The sequence below is a fragment of the Mesorhizobium sp. M0870 genome (assembly GCF_040319775.1).
Lineage (GTDB): Bacteria > Pseudomonadota > Alphaproteobacteria > Rhizobiales > Rhizobiaceae > Mesorhizobium.
In genome coordinates this window covers 1-12,383 of sequence record NZ_JAMYOI010000009.1, presented here as the reverse complement: position 1 = coordinate 12,383, position 12,383 = coordinate 1, and the positions used below count along the sequence as shown (strand labels likewise).

Below are 12,383 nucleotides of genomic sequence, written 5' to 3'. Positions count from 1 at the left end.
CATTCGTATGCAAATGATATCAAGCCCGCAGGATTTGTCAAAGCCGGAGTTTGCAGCGACCCGGCCGGCACGCATTTGTTATGTCGCGAGAGGTTGACGCCGCCGGCCATCTGGTCAAGTTTCTGCGTCCGGTCGCGTCAGCGGCATTTTCCACTGGAGCCTGCATACGGAAGAGGAAAGCCCATGGCCGACGAAGCGCTTGTCGTCATCGACCTGCAGAACGATTTTTGTCCGGGCGGCGCGCTGGCGATTGCTGGCGGCGATGAGATCGTGCCGCTGGTCAACGACCTGATCCGGCGAACCGACCATGTCGTGCTGACGCAGGACTGGCATCCCGCCGGTCACTCCAGCTTTGCTTCGAGCCATCCGGGCGCGCATCCCTTCACCATGATCGAGATGCCGTACGGCCAGCAGACGCTGTGGCCGGACCACTGCATCCAGGGCAGCTTGGGCTCCGATTTCCATTCCGGCCTCGCCTGGACCAAGGCCGAACTCGTCATCCGCAAGGGATTCCGGCCTGATATCGACAGCTACTCGGCCTTCTTCGAAAACGATCGCACGACACAGACCGGCCTTGCCGGCTACCTCCGGGAGCGCGGCATCGACACGCTGACCCTGGTCGGGCTGGCGACCGATTTCTGCGTCGGCTTTTCGGCGCTGGACGCCGTTAGCCAGGGCTTCAAAACCACAGTGCGGCTCGATGCCTGCCGCGGCATCGATCTCAACGGTTCGCTCAATGCCATGCTGCAGCGCATGCGCGACGCCGGCGTGACGCTCGAAGACCCTTTGTCGGATTGAACGGCCGTTGGGCAAGCACCCCCTCACCCGGATTGCCAGCCGAATTGCGAAGGGCAATTCGGGGCAATCCGACCTCTCCCCGAGCGGAGAGAAGGCTGCCGGCGCCGAAGCTCGTCTCTTCTCCCCAGCGGGGAGAAGGTGGCCGCGTAGCGGCCGGATGAGGGGGCCTTTCTCGTACGCGATCCCATGCGCTGTAACAGTTTTCGCAATACTGTTTCCTGGAACAGCTTTTGCCGCCGAAGACCACGGCCTGCCCGGCGCTTCGATGTCGCTGTGGTGGACGCTGCCCTTTGCCGGGCTGCTGTTGTCGATCGCCACCGGTCCGCTGCTGTTTCCTCATGTCTGGGAGCATCACTACGGCAAGATCGCGGCCCTTTGGGGCGCTCTGGTGGTCCTGCCGCTGGCGGTTGCCTTCGGTGTCCCCACAGCGACCGAAGCGGTGCTGCATGCGTTGCTCACCGAATACATGTCGTTCATCATCCTGCTGTTTGCGCTGTTCACCATTTCGGGCGGCATTCTCATTGCCGGCAACATTCACGGCACGCCGCTGGTGAATGCCGGCCTGCTGCTGGTCGGCGCGCTGCTGGCCTCGGTGATCGGCACGACCGGTGCCTCGATGATCCTGATCCGGCCGATCATCCGCGCCAATGATAACAGGCCGTTCAACGCCCATGTTGTCATCTTCTTCATCTTCCTCGTCTCCAACATCGGCGGCTCGCTGACACCTTTGGGTGACCCGCCTTTGTTCGTCGGTTTCCTCAGAGGCGTCGATTTCTTCTGGACGACCGCCAACCTCTGGCGCGAAACGCTGTTCGTCGGCGGCGTCGTGCTGGCCGTCTTCCTGGGCATCGACATCATCCTGCACCGGCGCGAGGCCGGCGCGCCGAAGATCAAGGATCCGACGCCGGATACCAAGGTGCGTCTGCGCGGCCTGGCCAACCTTCCGCTGCTGGCGGGCGTGATCGGCGCCATCCTGCTGTCGGCAACCTGGAAGCCGGGCGTCAGCTTCTCCGTGTGCGGGGTCAGCCTGGAACTGCAGAACCTGGTGCGCGACGTCATGATCCTGGCGCTTGCCCTCGTTTCACTTGCCATTTCGCGCAAGGAATACCGCGAAGCCAACGGCTTCAACTGGGGTCCGATATCAGAGGTGGCCAAATTGTTTGCCGGCATCTTCATCTGCATCGTGCCGGTCGTCGCTATCCTGAGGGCCGGCCATGAGGGCGCGCTGGCGCCGCTGGTCGCCCTCGTCACTTCGCCCTCGGGAGGGCCCAATGACCTCGCCTATTTCTGGCTGACCGGGGCGCTGTCATCCTTCCTCGACAATGCGCCGACCTATCTGGTGTTTTTCGAGCTTGCCGGCGGCGACCCCCGGCACCTGATGACGGAATTCGCCTCGACTTTGGCGGCGATCTCCGCAGGCGCGGTGTTCATGGGCGCCAACACCTATATCGGCAATGCGCCGAACTTCATGGTCTACGCCATCGCCAGGCATCGCGGCGTCAAGATGCCGGGCTTTTTCGGCTATATGGCATGGTCGGGCCTGGTGCTGATCCCGACATTTTTGGTAACGGGTTTTCTGTTCTTCGGCTGATCAGCCCACGCCGACATAACGGCGCACCGCCGACGGGTCGGCACGCAATTCCTCGACATCGACCGTCTCGCGGTTGCGGCCGTTTTCGATGAAGGCAACATGGTCGGCGACAGAGAGCACCGCATCGACACGCTGTTCGACCAGGATGGTCGAAACGCCCATATCGCGCAGCTTCGACACCGTCTCGCGAATCTTGGCGATCATCGACGGCATCAGCCCTTCGGTAGGCTCGTCGAGCAACAGCACCTGCGGTTCGAGGCAGAGTGCACGCGCCATCGCCAGCATCTGCTGCTCGCCGCCGGACAGCGTACCGGAGCGCTGCCTCAGCCGCTGGCGCAACAGCGGAAAGAGGTCGAGCACATTTTCACGCGTCGCCTTGCCCTTGCCGCGCGCCATCAGGCCGATCTCGATGTTTTCCGCCACCGTCATCTCGGCGAACAGCCGCCTTCCCTGCGGCACATAGGCGACGCCGGCCTTGGGCACTTCATGTGCCGGTAGCCGAGTCAATTCCTGACCGTCGAGCCTGATCGAGCCGGCGCTCGAGGGAACCAGCCCCATGATGGCTTTGAGCGTCGTCGTCTTGCCGGCGCCGTTGCGGCCGAACAGGCACAGCACCTCGCCCTTGTTCAGCACCAGATCGAGGCCATAGAGCACCTGGACCTCGCCATAGAAGCAGTCGAGCCCCGAGATGGTGAGTGCTTGAGACGTCGCCTCGGCCTTGTTTGTCTCGGTCATGGGGCGGTCCCCAGATAGGCTTCCTGCACCGCCACGTTCCCGCGGATTGCTTCGGGCGTGCCTTCGGCGAGGATCTTGCCGGCGTTGAAGACGGTGATGCGGTCGGCCAGTTGCATGACCACGGGCATGTTGTGCTCGATCAGAAGCACGGTGGCGTTTTTGGCGATCTCGCGCACCAACGTGATGAAATTGTCGATCTCAGAGTCGGCCAGGCCTTGCGTCGGTTCGTCGAGGATCAGCAGGCGCGGCTTCAGCGCCAGGCCCATCGCCACTTCCAGCAGGCGCTGATGGCCGTAGGACAATTGGCCGGCCGGCATGTGGGCACGATCGGCCAGGCCGGTGCGTTCGAGTGCTGACATGACAGCGGCCTGTATCGCGCTCTTGGAATGGCTGCCATGCCGCAGCGTCAGTTGCGCGGGCAGCGCGACGTTGGCGTAAACGGACAGGTTGGCATAGACGCTGGTGAGCTGGAAGGTGTAGGCGATGCCCCTGCGCACCCTGACATAGGCTGGCAGATTGGTGATGTCGGCGCCGTCGAAGACGATCATGCCGGCAGACGGCTGGATGCGGCCGCTGACCAGGCTGACGAAGGTGGTCTTCCCCGCTCCGTTGGGGCCGATCACGGCGCGGATCTCGCCCGGCATCAGCGCGAAATCGACATTGTCGACGGCGCGCAGACCACCGAAATTGCGCGACAGGCCCTTGGTGGTCAAAAGCGGCATCATGGCAGCCACCCGAGCCAGCGCTGGCGGATGCTGCCCAGAATTCCTTTGGGGAAGAACAGCACCAAAAAGATGAGCGCAATGCCGACGATCAGCAAATAGGCGGAGGTGTAGCCGCTGGTGATATCAATGACATAGTACATGAACAGCGTGCCGATCAGCGGCCCGAGCGTTGTTGCAGCACCGCCCAGCAGCACCCACAGCAGCGGCAGGATCGAATACTGCACCGAGGCGAAGCTCGATCCGACATAGCCGAACAGCAGTGCATAGGCGGCACCCGAGGCCGCGCAGATGATGCCGGAGATGACGACGGCGGCGAGCTTGTTGGAGAAAGTGTCGTATCCCAGCATCTTCGTCCGCTCCTCGTTCTCGCGGATGGCGACCAGCACGCGGCCATAGCGGGAGCGGACCATGGCCAACTTGACGAGAAGCACGATCGAAAACAGCCCGAGCGCTGTCAAGTAGCGCACCGTTGGATTGGTGAGCTCGAGCGATGTCGTGCCGAAGCTAAGCACCCGCGCCGGCTGCGGGACGACCATGCCCTGGTCACCGCCAGTCCACGTCGCGAAATAAAGAATGAGGAGATAAAAAACCTGGGCGAACATCATGGTGACGATCATGAAGGCGACACCCGTGGTGCGCAGCGCCAGCAGGCCGATCACCAGCGCCAGGAGCGCACCGCAGGCAATCCCAGCGGCAAATGCCGCTGGTACGCCCCAGCCAAGCTGGATGACGGCAAGGCCGGCGCCATAGAGACCGGCGGAGAAGAACATGGCATGGCCAAGGCTGAGCAGGCCGACATAGCCGAACAGCATGTTGTAGCCCATGGCGAACACCGCCAGCACCATGATGCGGGCGAGCAGGCCGTGATAATACTCCGGCAAAAGGAAGCTCAGCACGAAGAGCAGCGCGATGACGCCGAGATGCAAGGCATAGGCTTTTGCCGGCGAAGCTTCGCTCATCGCGATGCCGTCCCGAACAGGCCTTGCGGGCGGAACACCAGCACCATGGCGACCAGCAGCGTTGCGATGATCTTGGCCAAAGTCGGCGAGAAGAACATCGAGATGATGCCGTCGGAGAGGCCGATCAGCACGGCGGCGACGACCGTGCCGCGCAGCGAGCCGAGGCCGCCGATGATGACGACGATAAAGGAGAGCAGCAGCGGATCCTGTCCCATCAGATAATGCGCCTGGCTGATCGGCACGATCAGCACCGCGGCAATGGCCGCCAGCATGGCGCCGAGCGCGAAGACGCAGCCATAGACACGGCCGACAGGGATGCCGAAGGCTTGCGCCGTCTCGCTGTCATACTGCGTGGCGCGCATGACGAGGCCGATCCTGGTGCGCGTCAGCACCAGCCATGTCGCGGTGAGCAGCAGCGCGGAAGCGGCGATAACAGACAGTTTGTAGCCGGAGTAACCGAACCAAGGCAAAAGGATGCGGTAGCTGAACGGCGGCTCCACCGGCCGCGCCTCCGGGCCGTAAAAAGTCAGCGCCAATTGCTGGATGATGTAGAGCATGCCGATGGTGGCGACGATGGTGGCTTCCGGGTTGTAGTTGAGCCGGCGCAGCACCAGCCGTTCGGCGACCAACGCAATGGCGCCGACGATCAGCGGCGCAATCACCAGCGCCGCCAGGAAGCCGAGCACAGGGTGACCGCCGATGGCCGTGGTGATCGCCCAGGCGAGCACCGCGCCCAGCATGAAGAACTCGCCATGCGCGACATTGACCACCCGCATGACGCCGAACACCAGGGACAGCCCGAGCGCGGTCAGCGCCAGCACCGCGGATGTGACGAGGCCTTCGAGGGCGGCGAGGAGAAGGTGGGGACCGAAGTGCATCGGCTACGCACCGGCGGATGCGCGAGGCACCCCCCTCTGTCCTGCCGGACATCTCCCCCGCAAGGGGGGAGATTGGATGTCCTCACTGGTTTCGCCAACCATCAACGCTCGCAGATGGACGCCGCCGCACGAACTGCCGATCTCCCCCCATGCGGGGGAGATGTCCGGCAGGACAGAGGGGGGTGCCTTGGCGCTCACGCTGCTGAAGCTAAGCCTCACAGCGCCTGCGTCGTATAATCCCCCTCGGCCTCGTAAAGCCCGTCCTCGATCTTGGTCTTGTGCACGACCTTGAGCTTGCCGCCCTCGACCTTGGAGATGTTCTGGATGCCAAAGCACTGGTGGATCTTGCCGTTGAAGGTTTTCGGCCCCTGCGGATGCTCGGCACCTTCGGCGAATTCGGTCAGGGCTTCGGTCGCCTCGACCAGCTTGGCGCGGTCTTCCGGTCCCTTGTAGCCGGCATCTTCCATCGCCTTCTTGACGACGTAGAGCGTCTCCCAGCAGCCGAACATGTGCGCGGCAGTGGAGACGTCCTTGGGGTCTCCGACGGCGGCGCCATTGTCGTCGATGCCGACAGCAGCGCGATAGGCCTTCTGCGCTTCGGAATCATCGGCCTGGGCATAGCGCGGCGAGCCTTCCCAGAAATGGCTGCCGTCGAGGAATTCGAGGCCGGGGCTGTTGATGTCGGTGGCCTCGAGCGAATCGATGAAGCCGAACAGTTGCGGCCGGTTGGAGCCGTAGAACTCGCCGAGCTCCTTGACGAAGGTGAGCACGGCCGGGCCGACCATGACGTGGTAGATCACCTCGGTCTCGGCCGGGATCTGCGGGAAGTATTTGGTGAAGGACGATTCCGTCGGCGGGATGGCGATCTGCGCGATGACCTCGCCGCCTTGCGCCTTCAGTGCCGGCGGCAGGTAGTCGCGATGGTCGTAGCCGAAGGCGAAATCGGGGAAGATCTGCGTCACCTTCTTGCCGGCATTGGCCGCGATCCACGGCGCCATCGACTGGATCTGGCTCTTCACGTCGGTGATGCCGGGCTGGAAGACATAGCGGTTCAGCTTTGTCGAGGCGACGTGATGGCCTTCGCTGACGACGAAATAGGGCATCTTGTTTTCGCCGGCGGCGGGCGCCGAGCCGATCACGACATGCGAGAACAGCGTGCCGAAGACGATGTCGGTCTTGTGCTGGGTGGCGAACTTGCCGACCACCTCGGCGCCACGGCCGGGATCGGTGCCGTCGTCCTCGATGATCACCTCGACCTGGCGGCCGTTGATGCCGCCGGCGGCATTGATCGCCTTGACCGCGGCAGCCGTGGTCTTCTCGTACCAGCGGCCATAGGCAGCGCCGATGCCGGTGCGGTGCGACTGGAAGCCGATCTTGATCGGCGCCGAGCTCTGCGCCTGGGAATAGCGGACGAAGCCGGGGGCCAGGCCCAGGCCGGCGCCCGCGGCTAACCCCTTCAGCGCCGTGCGGCGGGTCAGGGCAGTCTTGGAGAGGTCGAAAAATCCGTTCTTGTCAGCCATGTTCGTTCCCCTGTTTTTCAGTTTTGACCAACGATAAGGCGGCTTCGGCATCCTCGCTCAGAGGACGCAAAAAATTGCATGTGTACAAACTAAATCACCAAAGCCTTGATGTGGCAAGCGAGCTTCCCCAACGATATCGAGGCCGTCCTTTTCTCATCCGGTGGTCGGCGTGGCAAGCAACCAGAGGCCGAAGACGGTGTAGGCGATCATCAGCAAGGTAAGCGGGAACTGGCTGAGTGCCGCGCGGGAGGGCTGTGGGTGCAGGCGCCAGGCGAAGCCGTGAGCGACGAGGACGGCGAGCACATGGCCCAGGATGATGGCGCCGGCCTGGATATTCCACAGCCACCACGCAGAGTCCGCCCCCGCAACGATGCCGGTCTCGATCTGCATGTCGGCGGTGTCGAACAGGTTCCAGCCCATCGCGAACGGATCGGAAAGTGCCGCGAGCGCATATTGGCCGTCGACGAGCAGCGCCGTCAGATAATGCGCAACGTGATAGGCGAGCGCGATCGGCACGATCGACCACACCAGCAGGCCTGCGGCCTGGCCGAGAGTGTGATCGCTGCCGGCAAGACGCTGGCCGAGCCGGACGGCAAGCAGGAACACCGCGGCCAGCAGCGCGAATGTCAGGATCAGCCCGAAAGTGCCGCTGCCGATCAGCGCGGTGCGGCCGGGAAATTCGAGCGGGTTGATGCCGAACAGGCCGAGCCAGAAGAAGGTTTTCGACAGGCCGTCGAAGGATACCGACGACAGGGCCAGCAGCAGAAAGGCGATGTCGCTGGCCGGCAAGGGCCCCGCGGCCAGCAGCTTGGCGCCGGGCCAGCAAAGTGCAAGCCGGCCGTCCTGGTTGCGTTCGACCACGGCGAAGCGCGCCACCATCGAGAAGAAAACCGTCAGGAATTCACCGCTGCGGCTCCAGCCGCGATAGCCGAACGCCAGCATGGCGAGGAAAGAGAACAGCCAGTAGAGGCCGGCGGCAAAAGCCAGCCGTGCCGGATCGTCGGGCGCCGGATCGATGAGTTCGAACCAGGCGAAGGCGAAGAACAGGATGGCAGCCGGCCAGCAGCCGACCCATCGGGGCAGGCGCCATGCTCCGTGATCCCCGGTCCCGAACAGGCGCGAGGTGAGACGCCATGGTCCATACCAGGGGTTCAGCCATGACCAGAGATCGCCGAAGAGGCCTTGCAACAGCGTGAGGCCAGCCCAGAGCAAGGTCCAGATCACCAGGGGCAGCGGGTTGGAAAGCGGGTCGCGGCTGCCGAAAAGGCCGGCGGCGATGAGAATTGCAAAGCCGGCGAAGGATAGCAGGCTGATGGCGGCGCGGGTGGCGTCTCTGAGGGCAAACAACGGCAGGCGCCGGCGCCAGAAACGGTCGAGCAAATCCGCAGGCAGCAGCGCCAGCACGAGGAAGCTGATGGCCACGCCGAAGGCGCCGCCGACCAGATAGTAGCCGGTCGGCAGGAGCAGGACGTGGCCACGGTCGGAGGCGTGCGCGGAGGCGGGGGTGGGGAGGGATACGAATAAGCAGATGAAGCTTGTGATCAAGAGGCGATAACCTTCGCCGCCACGATCCTTCACACCCCCCTCTGCCCTGCCGGCCATCTCCCCCGCAAGGGGGGAGATCGGATGTCGCTCAGGCTTTCGCCAATCTTCAACTTCGGAGAAAAAGGCGGACTGGTCGAAGCGGCCAATCTCCCCCCTTGCGGGGGAGATGTCCGGCAGGACAGAGGGGGGTGTGCGGGAACTCAAGCTATCCGAGATTCCATCTTTGCAGGCGATGCCAGGAGCCCCATCACCCCTCACACCTTGACCAATTGCTCCACGCGGTCCTTCTCGCCAAAGATCCTGAGATACCGCTCGATCTCATTCACATCGCCGGTCGCCTTGGCCGGATTGTCGGAAAGCTTGACCGCTGGCCTGCCATTGGCCTCGGTGACCTTGCAAACCAGCGATATGGCGTCGAGGCTGTTGGTTTCCGTCGGCGCGCAGCCTTCGAAATCATTGGTCAGATTGGTGCCCCAGCCGAAGGACATACGCACCTTGCCCTTGAAGTGGCGATAGGTCTCCTCGATCGTCTCGACCTCGAGCCCGTCCGAGAAGATCAACAGCTTCTGCTTGGGATCCTTGCCCTTGTCGCGCCACCAGGACAGGATTTTTTCGCCGCCTTCGATCGGCGGCGCGCTGTCGGGGCGAAAGCCCGTCCAGTCGGCCACCCAGTCCGGCGCGTCGCGCAGGAATGAGGCGGTGCCGAAGGCGTCGGGCAGCACGATCAGCAGATTGCCGCCATAGTAGCGCTGCCAGTCCTGCAGCACCTTGTAGGGCGACTGTCTCAGTTCTTTTTCCGAGTCGGCAAGCGCGGCGAACACCATAGGCAGCTCATGTGCATTGGTGCCGAGCGCTTCGAGGTCGTTGTCCATGGCCAGCAGCACGTTGGAAGTGCCGGTGAACGCCTCGCCGATGCCTTCCTTCAGCGCCTCGACGCACCAGCGCTGCCACAGGAAGGAATGGCGCCGGCGCGTGCCGAAGTCCGAGATGCGGATGCCGGGCAGCGCCTTCAGCCGCTCGGTCTTGGCCCACATCTTGGACTTGGCGCGGGCATAGAGCACGTCGAGCGCGAAAGGCCCGAACGCCCGCATCGCCGCGCGAGATCGGAGTTCATTGATGATGGCGAGCGCCGGGATTTCCCACAGCGTGGTGTACATCCACGGCCCGCTGAAGGTCAGCTCATACTGCCCGTCGCGCTTCGACAGCTCATATTCGGGCAGCCGGAACCCTTCCAGCCAGGCGAGGAACTCCGGTTCGAAGATCTGCTTGCGGCCGTAGAAATTGTTACCGCCGAGCCAGATCATCTCCTTCTTGGAGAAGCGCAAGGTGCGGGCATGGTCGAGCTGTTCGCGCAGTTCGCCCTCGTCGATCTCGTCGGCAAGGCGCACCGAGGTCGAGCGGTTGATCAGCGAGAAGGTGGTGTCGACCTTGGGATACATGCCCCAGATCATCTGCAGCATCAAAAGCTTGTAGAAATCCGTGTCGAGCAGACTACGCACGATCGGATCGAGCTTCCAGGTGTGATTGTAGACGCGCCGCGCAATATCGGTCTTAGCCATGTTTCAACACCGCCTTCGCTGCCTGCCATCCACAATCGCGACAGGCCTCATAGCATCGAATCGGCCGGAACGCTGCCCGCTTTCAGGCTGGCCCGACAAAAAGAGCTGCCTGCATGCGGCGGCGCGCAGCCTGGCATCAGCTTGCGGATTTGCCGCCCATCACCCTGAGCGCCGGACGCTTGCGGCGGCTGGCGATGCGACCGGCAACCGGGGCGTCGGCGCGCCCGTCATCCCCGGCCTTCTCGGCGAACAGCCAGTCGATGAACACCTGCACGATCGGTGTCGCCCGCATCTCGTTGCGGCAGACGACATAGAAATCGTCGACCGCCGGCACCGACAGGCTGAACGGCGCGACCAGCATGCCCCTGGCCAGCAGCGCGCTTGCCGTCACGGAGTCGCCCAGCGCCACGCCATGGCCGTGCACCGCCGCCTCGGTCGCCATGCGCGCATCGCCGAGGTGATGGCGGCGACCCCGCTCCAGGTCCAGCGCATCGGCCGCCGCCAGCCAGGTGTGCCATTCGCGGCCGTCGTCGCCATGCAGGAAGACATGGTCGGCGAGATCCCTGACGCTGCGGATCGGCCGGTTGTTGATCAGTGTCGGGCTGACCACGGGAAACAGTTCGAGGCCCGACCATTTGCGCATCCAGCAATCGGTCCAGCTGCCGTCGCCATAATGCACGCAGACATCGATGGTGGGCGCCCGCAAATCCTTGGGATCGTTGGAAGGAATAAGCGTCAGCCTTATGTCGGGATATTGCGCCATGAAACTGCCGAGCCGCGGTGTCATCCACAACAACAGAAGCGCCGGCACGCAGGAGACCGAAAGTGTGCCGCTGCTCGCCGGCCTTGTCATGCGCTGGGTGGCGGCTGCGATGCCGTCGAAGGCGGTCGAAACTGCCGGCAGAAGCTCCGCGCCATGCGGTGTCAGTTTGACCCGCTGGCCGGCCCGCTCGAACAGCTTGACACTGAGCGACTGCTCAAGCGCCTTGATCTGATGGCTGACGGCGCCATGCGTGACATTCAGCTCATTGGCCGCCTTGGTCAGCGAGCCATGCCGGGCCGTTGCCTCGAAGGCGCGCAGCGGATTAAGCGGTGGCAGGCGTTTGGTCATGGGTATCAACTTTATTGTGAGATTTTCTCACAGAAAGCACCCTAACAATATCAATTGATTTTTCAATGCCGCTGCCAGACACTGGCCTGGAACAGCATCAAGACGTGAAATCTGCAGGCAGCCAGCGGGACAGCGGCCCGGCCGGATGACGGTCGGTTCGCAGGCGTCACCCGCGTCGGCACTGTATCAGCCCAGGAGGAGCGGACATGGGATACGATCGCGGCAAGCTCGACGCGTTGCGTCGCAAATATGGTGAAAGCCATGGCGGCGAGATGTTCGACCCGAAATTCCGCAAGGTCGCCGACAAGATCTTTTCCAAGAGCGGCACGCGGCTGGCGCCCTATTCCGGCATCCCGACCTTCCTCGCCGCGCCCTACCGCGAAATATCGGCCGACAATCCGGATTTCGGCGATTTGCAGGTGGCCATGATCGGCGTGCCGATGGATCTCGGCGTCACCAACCGGCCAGGCTCCCGCTTCGGGCCAAGGGCGCTGCGCGCCATCGAGCGCATCGGTCCCTACAATCACGTGCTGGAATGCGCGCCGACGCATGAACTTCGGGTGGCCGATATCGGCGACACGCCGTTCCGCAGCCGCTACCGGCTGGAGATCAGCCATGAGGATATCGAGCGCCGCACCAACCAGATCGTCGATGCCGGCGTCATCCCGCTTTCGATCGGCGGCGACCATTCGATCAGCCATCCGATCCTGAAGGCCGTCGGCAAGAAAGCTCCGGTCGGGTTGATCCATATCGACGCCCACTGCGACACCAGTGGCCTGTTCGACATGACCAAGTTCCACCATGGCGGCCCGTTCCGCAACGCGGTGCTTGACGGCGTGCTCGACCCGACGCGCACGATCCAGATCGGCATCCGCGGCTCGGCCGAATATCTGTGGGAGTTCACCTACGAGTCCGGCATGACCGTGGTGCATGCCGAGGAGGTGACCGGTCTCGGCATTCCG

General features: G+C 63.4%; 11 protein-coding genes. 3 read left to right on the top strand and 8 right to left on the bottom strand.

What is annotated here, in order from left to right:
* The first annotated feature begins 183 nt into the window (after window positions 1-183).
* Window positions 184-798, top strand: a complete 615-nt coding sequence (pncA, locus tag NKH97_RS12940; RefSeq protein WP_352775423.1) for a bifunctional nicotinamidase/pyrazinamidase — start codon at window positions 184-186, stop codon at window positions 796-798.
* A 157-nt stretch (window positions 799-955) separates the two neighbouring features.
* Window positions 956-2,389, top strand: coding sequence for a sodium:proton antiporter (locus tag NKH97_RS12935; protein WP_352797149.1), 1,434 nt, complete (start codon window positions 956-958; stop codon window positions 2,387-2,389).
* Here NKH97_RS12935 and NKH97_RS12930 read toward each other — a convergent pair whose 3' ends face one another.
* The 8 genes from NKH97_RS12930 to gcvA all read right to left on the bottom strand — a co-directional run bounded on the left by NKH97_RS12930 (window position 2,390) and on the right by gcvA (window position 11,421).
* Window positions 2,390-3,124, bottom strand: a complete 735-nt coding sequence (locus NKH97_RS12930; protein ID WP_352797147.1) for an ABC transporter ATP-binding protein — start codon at window positions 3,122-3,124, stop codon at window positions 2,390-2,392.
* Window positions 3,121-3,849: an ABC transporter ATP-binding protein gene (locus NKH97_RS12925; RefSeq protein ID WP_352797144.1), complete on the bottom strand. Its 729-nt coding sequence runs from the start codon at window positions 3,847-3,849 to the stop codon at window positions 3,121-3,123. Before NKH97_RS12925 ends, NKH97_RS12930 begins: the two co-directional genes overlap by 4 nt.
* Entirely contained in the window at window positions 3,846-4,808 is a 963-nt protein-coding gene (locus NKH97_RS12920; protein ID WP_352797141.1) for a branched-chain amino acid ABC transporter permease, read from the bottom strand. The genes NKH97_RS12925 and NKH97_RS12920 overlap by 4 nt, the downstream gene beginning before the upstream one ends.
* A complete protein-coding gene (locus tag NKH97_RS12915) occupies window positions 4,805-5,686 on the bottom strand; it encodes a branched-chain amino acid ABC transporter permease (RefSeq protein WP_352720833.1) in 882 nt (293 codons plus the stop codon). Before NKH97_RS12915 ends, NKH97_RS12920 begins: the two co-directional genes overlap by 4 nt.
* A gap of 215 nt (window positions 5,687-5,901) precedes the next feature.
* A complete protein-coding gene (locus NKH97_RS12910; RefSeq protein WP_352797137.1) occupies window positions 5,902-7,206 on the bottom strand; it encodes an ABC transporter substrate-binding protein in 1,305 nt (434 codons plus the stop codon).
* A gap of 153 nt (window positions 7,207-7,359) precedes the next feature.
* Window positions 7,360-8,808 (bottom strand): hypothetical protein, encoded by a 1,449-nt coding sequence (locus tag NKH97_RS12905; protein WP_352797135.1) that lies wholly within the window; start codon window positions 8,806-8,808, stop codon window positions 7,360-7,362.
* A 197-nt stretch (window positions 8,809-9,005) separates the two neighbouring features.
* Window positions 9,006-10,310, bottom strand: a complete 1,305-nt coding sequence (pncB, locus tag NKH97_RS12900) for a nicotinate phosphoribosyltransferase (protein ID WP_352797132.1) — start codon at window positions 10,308-10,310, stop codon at window positions 9,006-9,008.
* A 136-nt stretch (window positions 10,311-10,446) separates the two neighbouring features.
* The gene (gcvA, locus tag NKH97_RS12895; protein WP_352797129.1) at window positions 10,447-11,421 is read right to left on the bottom strand and encodes a transcriptional regulator GcvA; all 975 of its coding nucleotides are present in this window, start codon (window positions 11,419-11,421) and stop codon (window positions 10,447-10,449) included.
* Between the two features lie 206 nt (window positions 11,422-11,627).
* Here gcvA and NKH97_RS12890 point away from each other — a divergent pair.
* Window positions 11,628-12,383 (top strand): arginase family protein (locus NKH97_RS12890; RefSeq protein WP_352797126.1); only part of this gene is annotated, 756 nt, incomplete at its 3' end.

Excerpts from the sequence above, each read along its gene's own strand:
- NKH97_RS12905 (WP_352797135.1), bottom strand. The coding sequence starts at position 8,808 with ATGGCCGGCAGGGCAGAGGGGGGTGTGAAGGATCGTGGCGGCGAAGGT.
- NKH97_RS12935 (WP_352797149.1), top strand. The coding sequence starts at position 956 with ATGAGGGGGCCTTTCTCGTACGCGATCCCATGCGCTGTAACAGTTTTC.
- NKH97_RS12930 (WP_352797147.1), bottom strand. The coding sequence starts at position 3,124 with ATGACCGAGACAAACAAGGCCGAGGCGACGTCTCAAGCACTCACCATC.
- NKH97_RS12910 (WP_352797137.1), bottom strand. The coding sequence starts at position 7,206 with ATGGCTGACAAGAACGGATTTTTCGACCTCTCCAAGACTGCCCTGACC.
- NKH97_RS12915 (WP_352720833.1), bottom strand. The coding sequence starts at position 5,686 with ATGCACTTCGGTCCCCACCTTCTCCTCGCCGCCCTCGAAGGCCTCGTC.
- gcvA (WP_352797129.1), bottom strand. The coding sequence starts at position 11,421 with ATGACCAAACGCCTGCCACCGCTTAATCCGCTGCGCGCCTTCGAGGCA.
- pncB (WP_352797132.1), bottom strand. The coding sequence starts at position 10,310 with ATGGCTAAGACCGATATTGCGCGGCGCGTCTACAATCACACCTGGAAG.
- NKH97_RS12925 (WP_352797144.1), bottom strand. The coding sequence starts at position 3,849 with ATGATGCCGCTTTTGACCACCAAGGGCCTGTCGCGCAATTTCGGTGGT.
- NKH97_RS12920 (WP_352797141.1), bottom strand. The coding sequence starts at position 4,808 with ATGAGCGAAGCTTCGCCGGCAAAAGCCTATGCCTTGCATCTCGGCGTC.
- pncA (WP_352775423.1), top strand. The coding sequence starts at position 184 with ATGGCCGACGAAGCGCTTGTCGTCATCGACCTGCAGAACGATTTTTGT.